We start from the raw sequence: 19,400 nt of genomic DNA, 5'->3' as shown, positions 1-19,400 counted from the left end.
CGAACCCAGAGGCCCTCACCCCTTTCAAGGACCGCTCAAGGCGTGTCGCCTGTCACCAACGTGCCCGGACAACACAGCTAGATCGCCGGAGGCTCGGAGCTAATCGTCACGGTCTCAGCCCCGTCTATGACCGCCGCGTCACGGTGGGCAGACCGCGGTTCTGTCTGTGCTCGGCCCGGCTCGGTCGCAGCAGATTCCCGAGAGGCGACCTTCGTGAACACCTGTTCCGCGCGAGCCAGGGTCAACCGCATGGTGCCGTACGGACCCACGGCGTACCCGGTCCGGTGCCCGTGCCGGTGCAGTTTCTCCACTGCCTGGAGTCCGGCGTCGGCCTTCGGCACGTCGTCCGGCGGGACGAGCGCGTGCAGCTCCTCCGCCCACTCCCAACCGAGATCACGGAGCACGGTCCGGGCCTCCTCCTGCTCCCAGCCGCTTCGCGCCACCAGTCCGTGACGAGAGTCCGTCGAGAAGACCATGTTGGGGTCCGTCATCATCCGGCCATCTCCTCGACTCGTCCCGCAGGTCCCGTCGCTTCTCCCTGGGCTGTAGTACGCCAGGCCGCGAGCTGGAAACGCGCCGGACGCTCCTCGTGTTTGCCGACGCGGCATTCGTCGCCCGCCTTGCCCAACGTCTTGTTCATCCGAGTGAGGAATCGGTCGTACTGCTCGTGCCAGATCACGGACGAGCCCGCTTCCATATACGCGTCTCCCCTGGCGAAGGCCAGGGCCGCGATCTCGTATGCCAGGCCCTCGTGCTTCGCCCAGCAGGGCGGGATCACGTCCTGCGGCTGCCACGCGTACCGTCCGTTCAGCCAGCGGCACACGGAGTCGAGCCACGCGGGCATCGGTTCGATCAACTCCGCTGACAGGGCGCCGAGGTCCCACGGGGCGGGGCCGTCGACCACGGACTCTTCCGCGGTCCGTTCCGCGATGTACTCCAGGATCAGCGCGGGCGGCTCGGGGAAGGGCTCGAAGTGGGCCAGGGTCTCGTTCATGCGGCAGCCGCTCCTTCACGGCCGGCCCACGCGGCGGCGTGGGCCTTGGCCTGGTTCTTCTTCTCGGAGGCCCGCCGGGTCCGCTCGGCTTTGTTGGCGGCTCGCAGGTCTCGGACGTGACCCTCGATCTCGGACCAGGACTCCCAGGTCCACATGCCGTCGAGACGGGTGACGATCGGTGGGAGGTTGTCCGCGAGGACCAGGGCGTGCCCCTCGGGCAGACCCCTGATCTCGTCTCCTCGAAGGACTGGTTCGAGCGCCATGTGCGTGGCGGTCGAGTGGCCGCCGCGGTCCCCGCCGGACGTGGTCTTCGTCGTGCGCTCTCGCTCGACCTGACCGCACAGGTCGGACATGTCCTTGAGGAAGTTGGGGTCCTTGTCCCCGGGCAGGACGATGACGTTGTTGGTGAAGGCCGCCAGCTCCTTGGCGGTGTCCTCGCCGAAGCGGGCACGGGCCGACGCCCACGCCTGGAGGCCATAGACGACCGTGATGCCTCGGCCCCGGCCGTCGGCGACGCGTTGGCGAAGGGAGGGGATGGGCGCGATGTTCGGCGCCTCGTCCAAGGCCGCGAGGAGAGCGGGGTCGAGCCGCCCGGCCGAGGAGGTGAGGGCGTGCGCCTCGGCGAGGTCCAAGAGGTCTTCGGCTATCGCGGTGGTCAGCGGTGCGACGCTGTTCACCTCCGAGTCCTTGCCGAGAAGGTAGAGGGTGCCGCCAGCGTCGAGGAACGCGTCGAAGTCCGTGGGGTCCTCTGCGTCTCCTTGGAGGGCCTTGATCACCGACTGGTGCATGAAGGGTTCGAGAGCCGCGTCGAGGGTCGAAGCGGTGTTGCCGACGGTGCGGCTGTCGCCCGTGGTGGCCGTGCGGAGCATGTCCGCCCAGCCGGGGCCGGCGCCGGGGTGAGCGTTGAGGATGCCGAGAGGCGCCGGGTCGGTAAGCTTGCGTGCCCACTTCAGCACCCAGTCGAGGGTGGCGCCGTCGAGGGCTGCGGCGTGAAGGAAGGCGGCAAGGATCTTGGAAGCCTGCCCCTTGTAGAAGGCGCTGCCCTCGCTGGACTGTGCCGCGCTGTTGGGAGTGCGCGAGCCTGCGACGAACGCCTTGGCCCTCATCATCGCGACTTCCGTTTCGGACGCGCCGTTGATCGGCGTCCACCGGAACTTCGGGAGGCTCGGAGCGATGTTCTGCGGGTCGAAGGCCGCGACGGGGCGGCCGTCCCGTCGCCGGGCGTCGAGGGTCAGTTCGACCATGTCGGGCTTGGTCGAGGTGGCCAGGACCGGACCGGCCCAGTTGCGGATGGTCGGCGCGAAGAAGCGCATGGTCTTTCCGCTGCCCATGGGGCCGATGACCCGGCATGCCTTGTCGGCGCGGGACCACAGCTCGACGCCCTTCGGGCGTTGCGAGGTGCCCAGCGAGTAGCCGAAATCGTGAGGATCGAGCGGGCGGTGCATGACGTGCTCCGGAACGAGGTGGGCGACGAGGAGAGGGAAGGTCAGCGAACGGCGGAGTGGTCCTTCGCGAAGCTCACACCTGATGCGTGGGTGGGGTGGCCGTTGTCGCTGGTGAGGGAGGGGCGGATTTCGGTGGCCCGCAGGACTGCCTTGGCCGACATCTGGCGCTCGAGCTGTCCCTTGCTCGCGAATCCGGCGTTGCGCCGGCTCCGGTTCAGCAGGACCCAGACCGTGACCAGGGCCACCGCGCACACGGCTGTCAGGACGTACAGGGCCAGGGAGATCCCACTAGGCATGACGTCCACTACTCGGCCCTCCGTGCGACGCGGGCCGCGAGGTAGCGCATCCGCCGGCCGCAGAGCCGGGAGAGGGACGCGTCCGGCCCGGCACAGCGCGGCGGCGCCGTGTGGAAGGCGCTGTGCAGGTCTTCGGCAGCTCGCCAGATGTGAGCGACGGCCGTATGGACGCGGCCCCCGGCGGCGGAGTAGTCGCCGTGATCCAGCGCGGTGGCCAGCGCCTTCGTACGGCGCGCGAGTTCGAGAGTATCGGCGTGCAGCTGATCGATGTCCTGCCGCACCGCGTGCTCGTCGGCTGGGAGAGTGGTCGCGTCGGTGGTGATGGTCATGGAGGGGGCGCGCTCCGAATCTGCGTGGAAGGGATCGGCGGCGGAGAGGTGGCGGTACCTGCTCATTCGGTGTCCGGAGATGTGCTGGTCAGGTCGGTCATCGAGCCGGAGGAGAAGCACAGGTGCTGCTCGGCCTCGACCAGGAGGTGCTGGACGCCGGGATAGATGACCTCGCCGACCTTCCACAGAGCGATTCCGCGGCGCAGGCGCATGATGTGCTCCATCGTCCAGGACGGCAGGCCCAGCCGGGACACCGTCACTTCTGCCTCGGACTTCTTCTGCGAGTAGATGACGATGGTGTCCGCCATCTTCAGCGCCGCTTGGGTCTCCGGGCTGTCATCGATGTCCGACAGGTGGTGGACGATGAAGATGCAGGACAGTCCGTAGCCACGAGCGAATTTCAGGAACTTCTCCAACAGCGAAGCGAGTTGGGGAGTTCCGAGGATGTGCCACGCCTCCTCGCAGACGAGGATGCGCTTGCGCTGGGTATAGCGGCGGCAGCCCGATTCCGGGTTCGGACCCAGTTCCCAAGCTCCGGAGTTCGCGTCGACCACGACCCGATCGTGCTGTCCCGGTTCCGTCCCGCACTCGCACAGCGGACGCAGCCAGACCTCTTCGAGGAACACGCTGATGACGGCGACCAGGATGGTCATGGCGACGCCTCCGGACGGGACCTTCGTCAGGTCGAAGACGATCATGTCGGCGTCGAGATCCACGCCGAGGCTGGTCGGCCCGTCGAGCATGCCGGTGAGGTCGCCGGTCGCGTCCTGCTCACTGCCGCAGAGCCGGTCCAGCACGTAGGACGCTTCGAGGCCGTCACCGAGGAGTTCGTCCCGTGTCCGTTGCTTGGCCGTGGCGTCGGACTCCTCCGGAGACCGGAGCGCGGCGGCGACGTCCGCCAGGACCGGCGTACGGCCAAGGGCACCCGCCCGCTGGTGGGCGCGGCGGATCGCGATGCGCAGTGCGGAGCCGGCGAACTCGTCCAGGGCCTTGCCGAGGCCGAGTTCTACGATCGTCCGAACCAGCTCGATCTGCCGCTTGCCCGCGATGGCGGGGTCCATCGGGTTGATGCAGGAGGCGCCGCGCCCGCCCCCCGGGGCGAACTTCACCGGGGCCTTCCCGGTCAACGAGCGACCGAGCGCGGCCCACTCGCCCTCTTCCCGCTCCTTCTGCTCCTTGGTGTCGAGCACGACCACCTGACGGCCGAGGCGGATCTGCCGTGCGGTGTAGGTCTTGGTGAGCGCCGACTTTCCCCGGCCGGTGTCGCCCATCACGATCATGTTCCCGCCGGGCAGGCCATCACCGAACGCCGAGAAGGGGCAGTAGATGAACGCCTTCCCCGAGTACAGCTCCCGGCCGATGATCGCGCCCGCAGTGCCGAGGGTCGGCGGCGCGATCGGAAGGTACAGGGCCTGGCTGGTGGTCGTCTCTGTGTAGAGCGGGCGGCGCACCGTCTCATACATGGGGGACAGCGGGGCGAGGTCGAGCAGGTCAGTCACTTGATGCCTCCGGCGAGGGGGAGGGTCGTGGCGAAGGCCCTTGCGTGTTCGAGGTCGAGCCATTCGATCCGGAGGTGGGCGTTGCGGGCACGGGAAGCGGTCGTGCGCTTCGTGCGCTCCAGTTCCTCGACGCTGCGGGAGGAGATGGTGATGTAGCCGACGACGGCGGAGCCGGCCGCGCCGGAGGAGGCCAGGGCCATGCCCCGTGATCCGGTGGCGTCCGCCGCGATCCGGTCGCGCGGGTCGATGTTCTTGCCGCGCTTACGGTCGCGGTCCATCTCCGCCTGGTTGTTCGTGTCCTCCGCGAGCATCCGTTCCACGGCCTTGTCGTTCGGCTCAAGCTGCTGCGTGATCGAGATGGTGCGGATCACGTCGGGCATTCCGATCAGCAGGGGCGACAGGAAGTCGGGGCCCACGGGCGTGGCGGGCCACCCGACGACGGCGGCCGTGGCGTGGAACCATCTGTCGGTCGAGCCTGCGGCCCGGGTGGCGACGTGAGCGCCGTTGCGAACGTCGACGTTGCGCGGGAAGGCGTGCGCTCGCGGGAGTTCGGTGTCCCAGATGGCGTGGTCCGGGTCGTAGGAATTGCGGATGAACGCGGTCATCCGGCCCTCGTCCAGGGGTGCGATCACGGAGAGGTCGGCGTCCTCCGCGCGGGACCACAGCTCTTCCAGGTATGCGGCCATGGCGGCAGCGACCCCTTCGTCACCGGTGCCTCGGGCCGCGCCTTCGGCCGCCAGGTCGCGGGTGAACTTGGCGTGGATGGTGATGTAGTAGCGGTGTTCCTCCGCCGAGGTGGATACGGCGTTGGCCAGGACGTCGTACGAGTCCTTCAGCCACTGCGGCGCGTCGGCCGTCGCCGCCGACTCGTCGCGCTGAGCGATGAACCGCTGGTGCGCGTAGGGGTCGGACTTCATCTGCCGGGCGAGGACCTGAACCCTCTTCACCGGGTGTTCCTCGACGTTGCCGAAGGCGTCGAGGAGTTCGCCCCAGCGCTCCAGGGCGACGACCTGTTCACCGACTTCCTTGCCACCGAGGCCGGGGGAGGCGATCTCCAGGGTGGCCGTGACGCACCCGGCCTCCGGCTGGAGGACCACGACGGCCTTCTGCCCGCGCACCGTGACCGGCACCCACGTCATGCCCGTGATGCCCTCCGGCTCCGCGAGGGCGGCATCCGGCGGGGTGCCGTCGCGGCCCACGCCGGCCTCAAAGGCCGGGGACACCCACACGCCGCCGGTACGGCGGAGCGCCTTGCGGTGGTAGTGATTGATCCGCCACCAGCGGTAGAGCGTGCGCCGCTGGGACGTGCCCTTCGGCCGGTACGGGGCGTACACGATGACCAGGGCGAGCAGGATCGGCAGGACGAGGAAGGTCGCGGCGATGGCCGTCGCTCCGTTGAAGAGGTAGCCGAACAGGATGCCGGTGACCGCACCGCCACCGAGAACGACCTGTTCGCCGAGGTCGCGGCGGCCCACCAGCCCCGTGGGGCGGTGCTTTCCGAACTGATACGTACGAGTCGACATGGGTCACTGATCCTTGCTGGGGTTCGGACGTCCGGGTGCCTGGCCGCCCGACGGACGCGACGGCGGCGGGGGCGTGACCGAAGGCCCGGAGCCCGAGGTGGTTCCTGATGCAGCGGAGGGGGAGGCGGGTGGCGGCGTCGGGGAGGAGACCGCCGGATCGGGAGCCGGCGGCGAGTGCGGCTGTGCCGTACTCGGGGCTCCGCTGGTTCCCGGTGGACGTCCGGACGCTGCGTGGCTGCCGGCCGAGGACCAGTCTGAAGGAGAGCTGACGACCGGGTCGGAGGTCGCTCCCCCTGGGCGAGCTGCGGCCGGTGCACCGGGGGTACCGGCGTGGTCGTCGCCGCCCTGCTGGCCTTCGGGGTGTTCGGGGGTGCTGCCGTTGGCGGCGTCGGTGCCCTGCATGCCGGGGGAACTCGTGGCCTTGTTCTTCGCCATGTCGACCCCGGCCTTGGCCACGGTTGCCCCGGCGGCGACCGGCCCGGCTACGGCCGTTCCGCCGCCCATCTTGGCGCCTGCCGCCTTGCTGCCTGCCGTCTTCGAGCTGCCACCGACCAAGGAGTCCTGCACACGCGCCCCGATCGCCCTGTTCGCGTGCTGGCCGGGACCGTCGATCGCGGCGGCCGGGCCCGATGACTGGGCGGTCTTCCGGTCGTGGTGGAGCTGGGCCATTTCGTCGCCGAAGGCGGGCGTCCACTTGTAGAGCGTGGCGCTCGCGAAGACGGCGAGCAGGAGGATCAGCGCACCGACCAGCGTCTTGGAGACCTCGTCGGACATGCTGCCCGAGGTGTCGCTGAGGAGTGCGCCGCCGAGGCCGAGGAGGGCGAAGAGCACAGGCTTGCTCAGGCCGATTGCGAAGATGGCGGCGAACCACTTCTTGCTCTTGTTCCACAGATCGCGGTCGACGAGCCCGGCGTTCACGATGGGGCCGAGAGCGACGGCCACGTAGATGGCCGCGCTGCGGATCAGCAGCTCGATCCACATCAGCAGAGCGCCGAACATCATGATGAGGTTGACGACCAACAGCTGACCCACGCCCGCGGTGGGGTTTGCTGCCATCGTCTTGAGGATGTTCTCCAGGAACGGCTTGAAGTTCGCGGTCGCGTAGGGCTCGAAAACGGCTGTGACCTCGTCAATGGCTCTCATCAGCAAGGCGATTGCGCCCGGAGTCATCGCGTTGACCACGAACTGGAGGAGCAAGAAGCCGATCGCCTCGGAGACCGCGGTGGTCAGGGCGACCCCGCGGACCGCCCTCTTGGCCACGGCGATCAACCACAGGGCCACAGTGAGCAGGCTGGAGGCCGCGAAAATGATCGCGTACTGCTTCAGGAAGCCAGGCGAGGTGAGATCGATCTTCGTCGTGTTCTGGATCAGCTCCAGCATCTTGCGCAGGAACCAGATGTTGGCCTCGGTGAGCTTCTGGAGAAGGAAGCCCAGCGGATCCGATACGAAGTCGATCGCCGCCTTCGCCTCGCACACCATCGGGATGTAGCAGAACGGATTGGCAACCGCAGAGGGCACGAGCAGAAACCCGATGATCACGTTGACCATGGCCACCGTCTGAACGCGGCTCCGCCAGCGGCTCGGGGTACCCCGTTCGACGCTCAGCAGCCCAGGGGCATCGTCACGCAGTCGCAGGCGCATTGCTGGCACCCCCCACGTCCGCGAAGCTGTCGGCCGGGTCCGCCTCCTGCATGGCCGGCGGCGACGGCACGAGCGGTTCGGACGGCGTAACGGCCGTCGTCTTCCAGGTGCCGTCCTCCCAGACCAGGTCCACGGTCATCCGGAGGAAGGCGACCTGCGGGCGCTGTGTCTCGTCCTTTCCGGCGACCCCGCCCACAGACGCGGTCCACACCTCGATGCTCGCGGCCTGGTCGGAGAACGAGATCGAGCGGGTGGCGAGCGCCGCCGTCCGCGTGATCAGTTCGCTCCCGTCGGCCGTCTTGCCGCCGGCCCCGACCCCCCGGTTCTCCATGACCAGGCGGGCCGTCGAGTCCGCGTCTGACGTGACCGAGGGCAGCACGCCCGGCGCTGCGGTGGCCGTCAGCATCCGGTGCCGCCAGTCCTCATCGGTGAAGAACCTCGGGTCGCCGTAGAGCATGGTGGCGCTGACAGCGGCGGCACGGGCGCCGCGCTCGCTGCGCGCATACGGTGCAGGGAATCCGTCCTGACCAGCCCAACCGCTCAGGGCGGGGTCTTCTGCAGCGGCCGGTACATAGTCGGAGAAGTCGCTCGTGACGTTGGACGCCTGCCGCGCGTCGATCGGCGCGACCAGCCCGCTCGTGCTCGAACTGGCCTTCAGCTTCCAGTCGTTGGACTCCCAGGTGAGCGTGACCGTCACCGACTGGAAGCCCACCTTCGGCGTCGCATGCCCGGCCGCGCTACCGCGAACCGTCGTCGTCCACAGCCGGACCATCGCCCCATGAGCGTCGAAGCCCAGGATGTGAGCCGACAGGACGCCGGTACGGGCGATGGCCTTCTTCGTCGAGACCTTGGCGTTGTCGCCCCGGAGTGCGCTGACCGCTTCACGGGCAGCGTGGTCAGCCTTCTTCGTCGCCGTGCTGGCGGTGCCCTTGGCCGCCATGACCGACACGGCGCGGTGTCGAGCGTCCTTGTCCGTGAGGAAGGCAGAACTGCCGCTCACTGTGGTGTAGTTGGCCGCCGCCGCCTTCGCGCCGGCCTGAGTGTGCGGGTAGCCCACGGGGACGCTGTGCACCTCACGCACGCCCTCTCCCCCCGCCTGCGGTGCCGAGTGGACGGGTGCTGACGCGGGGGGAGCAGGAGCGGGAGGGTTGCCCGTGGCCAGGCTGACGATCACCCCGGCCGCGGTAACCACGGCCGCCCCGCCGGCTGCGATACCCCAGAGCTTGGCCAACGGCTTGCGTGCTCCTGCCGCCTTCGCAGAGGAATCGTTCCTCCTTCGGGATCGGGAGACCATGGGTCACACACCCATGCCGTACGTGATGGCGAAGATGGTGCCGAACGAGGCCACGAGGAAGACGCAGGTCAGGCCGCCGACCATCATGCCCTTGCCACGCGAGCTGTCCATGGTGCTGTGGCCTTCACCGAACCAGCCCTTGGACTTGCCGACACCCGCGAGGAATGCGCCAGCGCCGACGACGAGGACGACGGCGGCGATGACGCCCAAGATCACCTTTGCCGTGTTGCCGAGCTTCCCGAAGGGGCCCCAGTCCGGCTTCACGCCGGACACGACGTCGGCCCCGGCCGCGAGAGTCGAGTGCAAGGAAGGTTCGGCAGCGGCAGACAGCAAGTTGTGCATATTGGTGCCCCTAATGCTTTGGATATCGAATGGGATTGGATTCCCTGGCAGCGGCGAATTCCTTCGTCAGGAGAGCTGCATCGGCGTGTTGATGTAAGTCCGGGCCACCCAGCCCGACTTGCCCTTGTTCGCGCCCGACTTCACCAGCACGTGGCCCCACGACTTCCCGCTGCCGGTCGATCCGCGGTTGCAGTCCCAGTAGACCTTCGTGTTCTTGGCGAGCTGCCTCATTGCGACGTACTTGGTCCCCGGCCCGCTGCGCAGCTTCACAGTGGCAGACACGGTGGTCTTCAAATGCACCCACTCGGTGCAAGCCTTCGTGCCGACGCTGTTGGCGGCGCTGGCCGGTGAGGTGGTGGTTGCTGTCACGCCGGCGACCACCGACAGGGCCAGCAGACCCGGAGTGGCCAGACGCGCAGGGGTACGCAGATTCATGAAAGTCCTGCCTTTCAAAGAGATTTGATTGGGTTACTGCAGGGCGTGCGGAAGCGGCCTACTCCAGCCGCGTGGCTGCGCCCTCATCGGCCAGCGACGGCTGGGGGCCTGGCTGGACGTCAGGCGAATCCGGGGGGTGGGAGTTTGCCGAAATCGACTGGGACTGGGGATTCCGAAGTGGTTAGCCGACGTGCCGCATCGCGACAATCTGCGGCTTCCAGTAACTGAGGGGTTTGATCCGGACCTTCGCCCCCGTGCGCGGGGCGTCGATAACCTGGCCATTGCCGACGTACATGCCGACGTGCTCGGGCCCCGCGCTGCCGGGGATGCTGAACAGCAGGTCACCCGGAGCGAGTTGGGAAACGCTCTTGACGGCGGTCCCGGCGTGGACCTGGTCGTACGTGACCCGGGGGAGGTTTACGCCTGCCGAGGCCCAGGCCATCTTGGTGAGTGACGAGCAGTCGCAGCCGCCTGCCCCCGTGTAGGGACTGACGCAGTTGCCGCCCCACCGGTACCAGGTGCCCAGGGCCGTCTTCGCGGCGGAGATCGCACGAGCCGCGCCCTTGCCGGCCGGAGCGTCCGGGCGGACGGCGTCCGCCCATTTCGAGGCCAGCGCACGAATGTTCCGCACGTAGTCGCGGGTCTCGGAGTACGGGGGCACGCCGCTGAACCTGATCACCGCGGGGCCGCCCGCGTTGTACGCCGCGAGCATGTTGTCCGTCGACTCACCCGGCACGTTCTTGACCTCTTTGGCCAAGGTGCAGTCGTACGCGGCCTGTGCGGCGACGGCGTCGACCGGGTTGAGGATGTCCTTGACCCCGTCCCCGTCACCGTCCTTGCCGTGCTGGGCCCAGGTCGCTGGCATGAACTGGGCAATACCGAGGGCGCCGACACGCGACTTCGCGTCGGAGTCGAACTTGCTCTCGGTGTACAGCTGAGCCGCCAAGAGCGAGGCCGTGACCTGCGGACACTCGCCCGCGTGCTTGTTGATGAGTTCGCGGACCCAGCCGGGAACGGGCGCGTCCGTCGTGATACTGCCGCCCGGCCCGGTCTCCCGTGCGGAGGCGCTGTCGGCCCCGCCGAACGTGGTCAGCAGGGCGACACCCGAGATGACCCCGGCCGTGAAGAGTCCCAGACCAGCTTGTGTGCCCTTGTTCATCGCGGCCCCGTCACGCCCAGGGCAAGGCGGTGACGCGCCAGCCCTTGGAGGTGTGCTCCAGACGGAGAGCGAGATGTTCGCTGCTGCGGCGCGTGTGCCCGGACTTCGGGGTCGTCGTGAGGGTGTAACCCACTCGAACGAGGGCGGAGGACGCCGTCACAGCCGGTGCACCGTCGGGGACCACAGCCGAGGTGATCTCGACTGTCTGGCGGGCCTTCTCGGCCCGCAGCGCGGCCCACGCGGCGTCCTGACTCGGCCGCTTCTGGCCAAGGATGCCCACCAGTTCACCTGCTGTGAGCTGGGCCGCCCGAGCGCCGGCATCGGCGTACGAGCTGTCCTTGCCGTCGCGCGCGTCGTGCTCGGCGTAGACCGTGGTGAAAGCCCGCGCAGTGCGCTCAACGTCCCTCGGCAAAGCGGTACTTGGCGGCGACGCGGGGCTTCCCGCGCTTGGTGAGATCGTCTCGGTGATGCCGACCGAGACGGAGTGCGGTAGTGCGGTCGTGGTCTTGGAGGGGCCGCCTGTCGAGCTGGAGCATCCGGTCGACAGTGCAGCAAGGGAACCGATAATCGTCATTGTGGCGGATATAGGTATAAAACGGCCGGATCGAGGCATGCAGGAACCACAACCTTGGTGCAGGGGGCTTTCGACAGTCGGGTGTTTGCGGTCTCGTGGATCTCGTGGAGGTGGGGACCGCAACACCCCTTCGCAGAAGGAGGGGGGAGATCCCTCCTTCTGCGGGATTTACCGGCAACTACCGATTCGAGATATGGATGGTGACCTTGCGGTGCGGCACCTACTCCTCGGTGCCTCTCATGCACGGGAGATTTCGGCCGTCTTTCGTGTCAGTGCCGATTTTCGTGTCATCTTCAACCTGTGCTATGGCGCAACAAGGCTGAGGGTTCGGATGAGCCGTTACTCATATCAAGGTCGTTAACCCCTCGCTCGATTAAGGGAAGATCGATACACGAATCTCCATCGGCCAGGAAGTGCCTTGTGGCGCTGGCCGTGCCTGAATCATCGCAGGGGTTCGCGGACAACTCGAATCAGCAAAAAAGTCGGAACCTAATTCTAGGAATTAGGTTCCGACTTCTGTGATGGGGAGGCCTCTTCGGACGGCCTGGCCATCTATCTAACGTCTATGCAGTGTCCCGATGTCGGCGTTCTCGACCAGACGCAATCTCAGTCTGGCAGACGCGTCAAAGACCCCTTCAAGTCACCGCTAACTACAAGCGCATAATCTTGGGGAGGCTCGCGGAGGCTACGCGCAAACACCTGAATCACATAAGTTCCTGCTTGCGGACTCATCAAGCGGACTATCTCCACATTGTTTGTGGTGTCACTCTTGAGCAGTCGTGGCTGGAATGCGGCATTTCCCATATGCTTGACCTGGGCTGGATCCTTTACGATTATGCTGAGGTCGTTTTGCAGAGATCTGGAAGGCAGGTCAGTGTAGGCGAGGCATATACGTAGCGGCAACCTGCTTCCTGCCTCAATGAGGAATCTCGCATAGTCCCCAACGGCCCGGAACTGCAAAGCTGGGTTCTGCCAAGGATCCTCAAACTCCAACACTAGATTGGGTACACTTGAATTAGGGATTGTGCACGGCATATATATGGCACCGAAACCTTGGTGATATTGACGCTCCCGGGCGACGGAATCAGGTGCAGTGAGAGGACGTGTGCCATTTATCAGAGTGGCTTTAAGTAGAGCCGCACTAGGCGTAAAGTCGCGAGTTCGCATATAGTACTCGCGGACGAGTGCCGCGCAGCCGGACACTAGAGGTGCAGCCATGCTCGTTCCGCCATGGTAGGCATACCTCATGTTCGGAGGGTAATCCCCCCAGAAATTGCGACTAGGCGCGAGGTTAGAGCGAGTCGACAAGATGTCCGTCCCCGGAGCCACTACATCGGGCTTGATGCGCTGGTCATCGCAAGGCCCTCTACTACTGAAAGCCGCTATGGCTTCCTTGTCCCCGGAAACGCGTTCGATCGCTATAGGTGGGGTTAGAAATTTTTCCCTCCAGACTTGCCCATAGAGCTTTTGCGAGTAACCGCCGATGGTTCTGGTGCTTCTACTGGCACCCACGGTGAGCGCATTCTTGCAGGCCCCAGGGGAATCAATGGATTCCCAATCGACATATCCGGGCTGCGAATGAACCCGCCCTGCCTCGTTTCCTGCATTGCCAGCGGCGATGACAATCAGCATGTCTCTCCGCCGCGCAACGAAAGTATCTACATCGTCACAATTGCCGTTATATGTAGACGCTGTCTCGGCTCCCCAGCTGTCGTTGTGTATACGGGCACCTGCGGCATAGGCGGGTTCAAACAGCCCATCGGCCAGGGAAAGCGGAAGTACGAGGCGGCCGTAGTTGTCTGTAATAGCCTGGAAGTATAGGTGAGCTTCCGGAGCTACACCTTGTATTTCTCCATTAGATGCCGTACCGTCACCCAATGCTGAGCCCGCCACATGAGTACCATGGCCGTGCGGGTCGCTAGTTTCACCGGGGCGCCAAAGGCCGATCACACCAACAAGTCGACCGGCGAAATCCGGATGCTGCTGATCCAAGCCACTGTCGGCTATTGCAATAGTTTGACCACTTCCTCTATATGGGAGAATTCGATGTCCTGGGTTGTCACCTGTGATCCCTATCAGTTGCAGAGCAACGCTATTGCAGAGTTTCGGGGGCACATACTTCACCATATCTAGGACCCCGACAAATTGCGGAATCTCTTGTTCCAGTATCGATCCGCCGGGCAATTTGATCCGAACTCGGTGCCCGGCAGACCCCAGGATCTGAAAATCCTCGGAGTCGGCGTGCTTAGCCAGCCAGTTAATGAATTTACGAGCCGCATGCTCATCAGTCAAGCGCAAGTCCCATGTCTGAAGATTGCTCCGAGGTGACTCTGCATCGATCTCGGGCCTGAGTCGAATGGGATTTGCCACGCGTGGCTCATATTTTGTTATCCCTGCCACGAATGGCAAGCCGTTCAAACTCGTCGCTTGCCTCCTTGTGGCAACTATCAAGTATGCGTTGGGTTGAATGACGCGCTGCACGTGTACGCCAATCCTCGCAATTTTCGCCCTGTGATCCTCCAGCATCGGTTCGGCCAACTGAAGTATCCAATACCTCGGCGATGTAGAGGCCTCAAGAGACCTATCGTCTAGCGGGATAGAATCATCAACGACGTTCTTTCTAGTGCGGACTTTCTCGCTTGCTGAGGCAGCCTCGACAATCGCACCTGAGGAAATCTTGTCAACAGTCAGGCCGCCCTGTTCGAGCAGGGGTATGTCATTCGTATTGACATCGCCGATCACATAGCTTCGAGTGCGGGAAACGTTGTGAAGTGTGCGGAGGGCGAGGCCTTCCTCATCTTTGTCCATAAAATAGGCGATAACGCGCATTGACCTGCCTCCATCAGGGGGGAAGTTGAGGGCAGTGGATGGAGCCGAGGCCCTTACAAAATGGTGGAGCGCCGACTCAGTAAAGATGACGTCATCGGAAACAATAACGTCATACGTGTTCAGCTGTTCCGGTTCCAGAATATGCACCTGCTGGAGGTTTCGCGCGGAAAGCCAAGAGACATCATCAGCGCGGTCAATTACTAGCAGAACATTTTTACGTTCGCTGATCAACGAAATTAGGTGCTTAGCTGCCTTTGTAGACGGGAGTCGTGAAGCAGTAATCCCCGTGACAACATGGACACGGTCACACTGAGCCCGGTCAGTGAGGGCACCACGCAGTGCGGCGACCTTCATCTTCTTCGGCGTGCGCTGCGAGTAGTCACGCGGAACTGGACCATGTACTTTGCCGCCGCTTCTGAGTTGCGGTGCCCTGTTGGATCCCTGGCGGGCTCGGCCCGTGCCCTTTTGGCGGTAAGGCTTCTTTCCCCCGCCCCGAACCTCGCCACGTGTCTTGGTCTTATGCGTGCCCTGGCGAGCGGCGGCTCGTTGAGCAACAACCACCTGGTGGATCAGGGGTCGGTTGACCTTCGCATTGAAGATCTCTGGAGGAAGTTCGATCCGCCCTGTCTTCTCGCCAGTGGGGGAGAGTACGTCGATTATTCGCAAACCCGCTGCCCTCTACCTTCCGGGTTTTAGGGCCTAATGTGTGGTGCGCGGGTCTGAGGGACGGGTGCCGCCGGAGCCCGCGTCGCCGGTGATGCGGATGTCGCTAGTCCACAAGGACCCTGGCACGCTAGGTGCCGGGTTCTATCTCTATGACACCTCCGCCTCAGCATGATCGCATCTGCACATGCGGACGCTACACTTTGAAGCTGGACACATATACACACATCCCAACATGCCGTCGAAATTCGGGAAGGGCTGCACGAGCGAACGTCAGGCCGGCGGTGTTGCGCTCGTAAGTACCTTGGTCCACGTTACGGTTTTACCAGCCACGTGGAGCATTGTTGCAATCAAAATTGTTCCGACCAGAATGATGACAGGACTCCATTTCGACGGATCGTACCCGCAGAAGTCCCTTAGCGGAGTACTCGGCAAGGATAGTGACCAAATGAGAAAGCCTGCTGTAGCGGCAGCTGTCTCGGCAATAGGAGCTCGAAACGAATCTGCCGGATTTGCCTGCCTCTGTTTTCGATAGCTGAGCGCACACGTCAGTGCAATGGTTGCAAGGGCGAGACCTACAACCCACCACCATCGCGCCTCAAAGCTTGCTTTGCAGAGAGCGAGCCCCTTGGGTGCAGTGGTTGCGCCTAGGGCTGTGTCTACAGCCACATAGACTGTGAGCGTCTCCGTTGGGATGAAAGTAAAGAGCTGGGCCAGTGGGCCAGACGGCCCGACATTGGTTGGCACCGGCGGAGTGCCTGCCAGTGCAGGAGCAGGGGTTGCCGCAATCTGCACCGGGGATGCTTCGATATTCGGCTGGGTGAGGCGCAGGGCACTGGCCTCGGCTAGGGACGAAACGCTCATTGGCAGCTCCTGTGGGTGCGCCCATCTGTGACCGCCAAGCTAGGTGGGTAGCGCTGCGGTTCGCTGTCGGCAGGGCCGCCAGGCCACTCGTTCAGCCGGGGCGCTTCACTGCCGCGCGCATCCCCGAAGGGCAGACCGCGGAGGTGAGGGTTCGCATGGCCGGCCACCGATCAGTAGCAACAGTCGGCCCACGGCCGGTAGAAATCTTTAACGATGCGGGTTACGCCAGCCGTCACGCCCCTCGTAACCCGCACAGCTGAAGATCTCTAGAAAGTCGTGCGCCGTAGGTGCTCGATCGCGACGCCGAGCCAAGGCGCGGCCGGTCCGGTGAGGAGCAGCGGCGCACACAGGGTGTAGGAGAGCACGACTTCGGGCTGTCCCGTCGTGACCCCGGACAGGAGGGCGTGGTCGAACGGCAACCAGGTCGATGAACCGGATGGCTTGAGCCGTACTCCGGTGGAGGTCAGGACCACCCGCGCCACGGTGTGATCGCGCCACTGCGGCTCAGCGGCAGCCTCCGCCTCTTGACGACGCCGGGCGTCGAGCCGACGGTTGGGCACCCAGCGTCGGCCGAAGGTTGGGTGGTCCTCGAAGTAGCCGGCCGATCGCGGGTCGACGATGTCGGTTCCGTAGAACCGGGCGACCGAGCACGTTACGTCCGCAAGGGCGATCTCCCCGTCCGCAAGAGGAAGGTCGTCCACCTGGACCGCTGCAAGTTCGCCACCGTTCTGGAGGTGGAGCGCGAGTGCGGAACCCGCTTGCACGGCATCGGGGCGGGCGGCGTCCTCCGCTCGGTCTTGTCGGCGTCGCCACATGGTCTTTCCTTCCTGATCAAGCGGACCGTCCACGGCCTCTACGGGGCGAAACCGCGGAGGCCGTGGGGGCACCTATGAGATGAGATCACCAGAGGGCGCTGGAGGCAGCGGCGGGTGCCTTCGCGGCCTCGTCCTCCTCTTCCTTCAGCCGTGCCAGCAGTACGCCCAAGCGGTCGTTGCTAATCGGCTGGTGTGCGCGGACGGCCTCTTTCACGGCGTCACGACTGATCCGTCCCGCCTTCTCGGAAGCGGCCCGTGCGATCGGCAGCAGATCCTCAAGCCATTCGTTGTCGGCCTCCCGGTCCTGCGGGAACTCGGCGCCGTCCGGGACGGGGGACTTTTCGCCGTCCGCACCGGTGCGGACCGTCGCCGGGACGGAGGGCTCGGCCGCCGTCGCGGGCGCCGTGGCAGCCCCGTGGTTCGCGAGGGCGACGGGCGGTCCGTCCGACTGGTCCAGCTCCGCACCGGTGCCGTCCGCAAGCGCGGACGAACCTGTGCTCGACTCGTCCGTACGAGGTTCCGCAGTCTGGGCATCCTCGTGTTTCCACAGGTCAACGGCGGTCCCAGCAGAACTGTCCACTGCGGACGGACGAGCCTCGACACTTCGCGTTTCAGCCGACGCCGTTGCCTCCAGCGGACGAGGTCCTGGCTGGGCCGTGATGCTGCCGAGCGGCGGGACATCTCGGCGGACCGGTCCCGGACCGCTGTCTGCGCCGTCCCGGACCGACATTTCGGCGGTCCGCGCCATCAGGATGTAGAGGTGCACGGAGCCCGCCAGCGCCAGCGGCGCGAGTGTCGACAGCACCCCGACGACACTGTCCGTGAGGTGCAGCGCGGACCGTCCTGCCTGCGGACCGTGGTTCAGCGTGATCGCATGAAGGGCGTTGGCGCCGAGACTCGCCCCAGTGGCCGCGAGGAAGAGAAACCAGGCGTAAAGGCGAGCGCCGAAGCGCTGGTGTCGGAGGAGCACGATCGCTCGGACGCCGTACGCAATGAACCCGTCGATGAACACCGGGAACAGGTAGCTCAGGGTCTCCCGGGCGTGGATGGCAATGGCGATCTGCCGCAGTGCGTCGTAGGAGAACGCGAAGCCGGCCGCGCCGAGCAGGATGATTGCGGAACGGTCCCAGGCCGTCATACCGCGAAGGCTGTGGATCCCCTGCGGTTGGGTCGCGAGCGCCTGTATGTGCGCGCGAGACATCAGAGATTGCCTCCGTCGCGTGGGTCGATGGACTGCCAGGCCGGGGTCTGGGACAGCAGCTGCCCGAGCTGTTCCATCGACGTCACCTCGTGCACATGCTGACTCGGGCAGCTCACGCACGACACCCGCAGCAGGATGCGCTCCGTGCCTCCCTGGTCGGTGTAGTACAGCTCAAGGTGCTGGCCTCCGAAGGTGTCGAGCGGGGCGAAGGCTTGCAGGTGTTCTTCGAAGGAGAGGAGACCCAGGACCTCCCAGTCGAGGGTGACCGCCTCGTCGCCCAGGAGGCGGCGCGCGTACTTCGCGGCTGCTGCGACGGACCTCGGCCCCCATGTGCGGAAGGCGTTCTCCCGCGCGGCCGTGCGCCGCTCCTCGGCGGTCGTGAGGTGCTTGGCCGCAGCGAACATGATCGGGTGACTCATTGGGGGCCTTCCAGGGAGTTGCAGGTGCGGATCACGTCGCCGTCGCCGGACTCGTTGGCGAGGCGGAGGAGAACGTCGGCGTGGCACGGCACGCCGAGGGGACAGGTGCACATCAGGTCGCGACCGCGCAGGGCTTGGGAGAACCGGGCTGCGTAGCAGCGGCCTACCGGGCCGCGGAGCATGGCGGCGAAGAGATCCACGGCCTCCGCCGCGTCCATCGGCGGGCCGAGGGGAGAAGGAGCGCGGTCTCCCGCCTTGAACGGGTTCGCGAATCGGCTGTGGGGCCCGACGTATACACAGGCCGTGGACAAGTCTGCGGCGTCTCGGGACGCTCCGCGAAGACGGACGGGCATCAGGCTGCCCTCCCGCCACGCCGCCGGTCGGCGCCGACCATCGGCACGAGGCTGGTCACCATCTCGGCCAGGCGGCTCGCCACCCGAGCCCCGACGAAGTCGGTCAGGTCCGGCCCGTTGTCGTCGCGGGCTGGCAAATTGGACGTGATGATCGTCGGCAAGCAGTGGTTGTACCTGTAGTTGATGAGCCGATACGTCACCTCCTCGGTCCACTCCGAGGTTTTGGCCGTACCGAGGTCATCGAGCAGCAGGTACTGCACCTCGCTGAGCTTCCGCAGCTCCCGTTCCGCCGCACCCATGACCTGTGAGGGGCGCAGGTTGCCGTACATGTCTGCTGAGTTGACGGCGATCAGCTCGAACCGGTCCGGCCCGCCGGCCGCGATCCGCCGCAGGGCTCCGTAGGCTTGGTGGGTCTTGCCCGTCCCCGTGAGGCCGGTGAGGAGGAGAGCGCCAGCGCCAGCGTTGTCCGCGAGAGCGCGATCAGCCCACGCGGTGACCTCCGGCATCGTCGCTTCAGCATCGCTGAACCGGGGAGGGGTCGAGGTCCGCCACCGGTTCAGCGCGTACTCGGCGCGAGCCCGACGGTGCCATTCGCGGTCTCCCGGGTTTTCCTCCGGTGATTCGTCGGCGGGGCTGTCGGGCACGACCTGAATTCCTTTTGCAGTCAGTATTTCTTCCAGGCGGCGCATTGACCGGGCGCTACCTGCGCCTTCCGGCTCTGCCAT

Annotated in this window: 19 protein-coding genes and 1 pseudogene; all 20 read right to left on the bottom strand. The window is 65.6% G+C overall.

The genetic code is table 11. The features are described 5' to 3' along the window. Positions 1-77 precede the first annotated feature (77 nt). The 20 genes and pseudogenes from ADK36_RS34845 to ADK36_RS34760 all read right to left on the bottom strand — a co-directional run bounded on the left by ADK36_RS34845 (position 78) and on the right by ADK36_RS34760 (position 19,400). Complete coding sequence (locus ADK36_RS34845) at positions 78-494, bottom strand: hypothetical protein (RefSeq protein WP_234329987.1); 417 nt, start codon at positions 492-494, stop codon at positions 78-80. Next, complete coding sequence (locus tag ADK36_RS34840; protein ID WP_053200343.1) at positions 491-994, bottom strand: hypothetical protein; 504 nt, start codon at positions 992-994, stop codon at positions 491-493. Before ADK36_RS34840 ends, ADK36_RS34845 begins: the two co-directional genes overlap by 4 nt. Next, positions 991-2,439, bottom strand: a complete 1,449-nt coding sequence (locus ADK36_RS34835) for a type IV secretory system conjugative DNA transfer family protein (protein WP_053200341.1) — start codon at positions 2,437-2,439, stop codon at positions 991-993. The genes ADK36_RS34840 and ADK36_RS34835 overlap by 4 nt, the downstream gene beginning before the upstream one ends. A 41-nt stretch (positions 2,440-2,480) precedes the next feature. After that, positions 2,481-2,735 carry a hypothetical protein gene (locus tag ADK36_RS34830; protein ID WP_159391235.1) on the bottom strand — a complete coding sequence of 85 codons (255 nt, stop codon included), beginning with the start codon at positions 2,733-2,735 and terminating at the stop codon, positions 2,481-2,483. 8 nt (positions 2,736-2,743) lie between these two features. Then, positions 2,744-3,130, bottom strand: coding sequence for a DUF6238 family protein (locus tag ADK36_RS34825; protein ID WP_053200336.1), 387 nt, complete (start codon positions 3,128-3,130; stop codon positions 2,744-2,746). Further along, positions 3,127-4,563: an ATP/GTP-binding protein gene (locus ADK36_RS34820; protein WP_053200334.1), complete on the bottom strand. Its 1,437-nt coding sequence runs from the start codon at positions 4,561-4,563 to the stop codon at positions 3,127-3,129. The genes ADK36_RS34825 and ADK36_RS34820 overlap by 4 nt, the downstream gene beginning before the upstream one ends. Next, positions 4,560-6,086 (bottom strand): SCO6880 family protein, encoded by a 1,527-nt coding sequence (locus ADK36_RS34815; protein ID WP_063784568.1) that lies wholly within the window; start codon positions 6,084-6,086, stop codon positions 4,560-4,562. The genes ADK36_RS34820 and ADK36_RS34815 overlap by 4 nt, the downstream gene beginning before the upstream one ends. A gap of 3 nt (positions 6,087-6,089) precedes the next feature. Then, the gene (locus tag ADK36_RS34810) at positions 6,090-7,634 is read right to left on the bottom strand and encodes a hypothetical protein (protein ID WP_234329986.1); all 1,545 of its coding nucleotides are present in this window, start codon (positions 7,632-7,634) and stop codon (positions 6,090-6,092) included. A 73-nt stretch (positions 7,635-7,707) separates the two neighbouring features. Next, positions 7,708-8,808, bottom strand: coding sequence for a hypothetical protein (locus ADK36_RS34805; RefSeq protein WP_053200333.1), 1,101 nt, complete (start codon positions 8,806-8,808; stop codon positions 7,708-7,710). Positions 8,809-9,024: 216 nt separating this feature from the next. Further along, complete coding sequence (locus ADK36_RS34800) at positions 9,025-9,327, bottom strand: hypothetical protein (protein ID WP_063784567.1); 303 nt, start codon at positions 9,325-9,327, stop codon at positions 9,025-9,027. Between the two features lie 102 nt (positions 9,328-9,429). Beyond that, positions 9,430-9,798: an SH3 domain-containing protein gene (locus tag ADK36_RS34795; RefSeq protein WP_053200329.1), complete on the bottom strand. Its 369-nt coding sequence runs from the start codon at positions 9,796-9,798 to the stop codon at positions 9,430-9,432. A 181-nt stretch (positions 9,799-9,979) separates the two neighbouring features. Continuing rightward, on the bottom strand, positions 9,980-10,957 hold the full coding sequence (locus tag ADK36_RS34790; protein ID WP_053200327.1) for a bifunctional lytic transglycosylase/C40 family peptidase: 978 nt from the start codon (positions 10,955-10,957) through the stop codon (positions 9,980-9,982). A gap of 10 nt (positions 10,958-10,967) precedes the next feature. Beyond that, positions 10,968-11,369, bottom strand: a complete 402-nt coding sequence (locus tag ADK36_RS34785) for a hypothetical protein (protein ID WP_234329985.1) — start codon at positions 11,367-11,369, stop codon at positions 10,968-10,970. A gap of 768 nt (positions 11,370-12,137) precedes the next feature. Next, a complete protein-coding gene (locus ADK36_RS50665; protein ID WP_338060812.1) occupies positions 12,138-14,339 on the bottom strand; it encodes a S8 family serine peptidase in 2,202 nt (733 codons plus the stop codon). A 75-nt stretch (positions 14,340-14,414) separates the two neighbouring features. Further along, a pseudogene (gene rplD, locus ADK36_RS50660) lies at positions 14,415-15,026 on the bottom strand (50S ribosomal protein L4); the annotation flags it as partial. A gap of 1,127 nt (positions 15,027-16,153) precedes the next feature. Next, the gene (locus ADK36_RS34780; RefSeq protein WP_053200325.1) at positions 16,154-16,702 is read right to left on the bottom strand and encodes a hypothetical protein; all 549 of its coding nucleotides are present in this window, start codon (positions 16,700-16,702) and stop codon (positions 16,154-16,156) included. Between the two features lie 85 nt (positions 16,703-16,787). Beyond that, a complete protein-coding gene (locus tag ADK36_RS34775; protein WP_053200323.1) occupies positions 16,788-17,840 on the bottom strand; it encodes a DUF2637 domain-containing protein in 1,053 nt (350 codons plus the stop codon). A 62-nt stretch (positions 17,841-17,902) separates the two neighbouring features. Continuing rightward, the gene (locus ADK36_RS34770; protein WP_053200321.1) at positions 17,903-18,322 is read right to left on the bottom strand and encodes a DUF6195 family protein; all 420 of its coding nucleotides are present in this window, start codon (positions 18,320-18,322) and stop codon (positions 17,903-17,905) included. Beyond that, on the bottom strand, positions 18,319-18,675 hold the full coding sequence (locus ADK36_RS47065) for a DUF4326 domain-containing protein (RefSeq protein WP_078942870.1): 357 nt from the start codon (positions 18,673-18,675) through the stop codon (positions 18,319-18,321). Before ADK36_RS47065 ends, ADK36_RS34770 begins: the two co-directional genes overlap by 4 nt. Continuing rightward, the gene (locus ADK36_RS34760; RefSeq protein ID WP_425315495.1) at positions 18,675-19,400 is read right to left on the bottom strand and encodes an ATP-binding protein; all 726 of its coding nucleotides are present in this window, start codon (positions 19,398-19,400) and stop codon (positions 18,675-18,677) included. Before ADK36_RS34760 ends, ADK36_RS47065 begins: the two co-directional genes overlap by 1 nt.

Origin of the sequence: Streptomyces viridochromogenes (genome assembly GCF_001270495.1) — a bacterium.
Taxonomy (GTDB): domain Bacteria; phylum Actinomycetota; class Actinomycetes; order Streptomycetales; family Streptomycetaceae; genus Streptomyces; species Streptomyces viridochromogenes_A.
The sequence above is the reverse complement of the archived record's forward strand: the minus strand, read 5'-3'. Positions and strand labels throughout refer to the sequence as shown.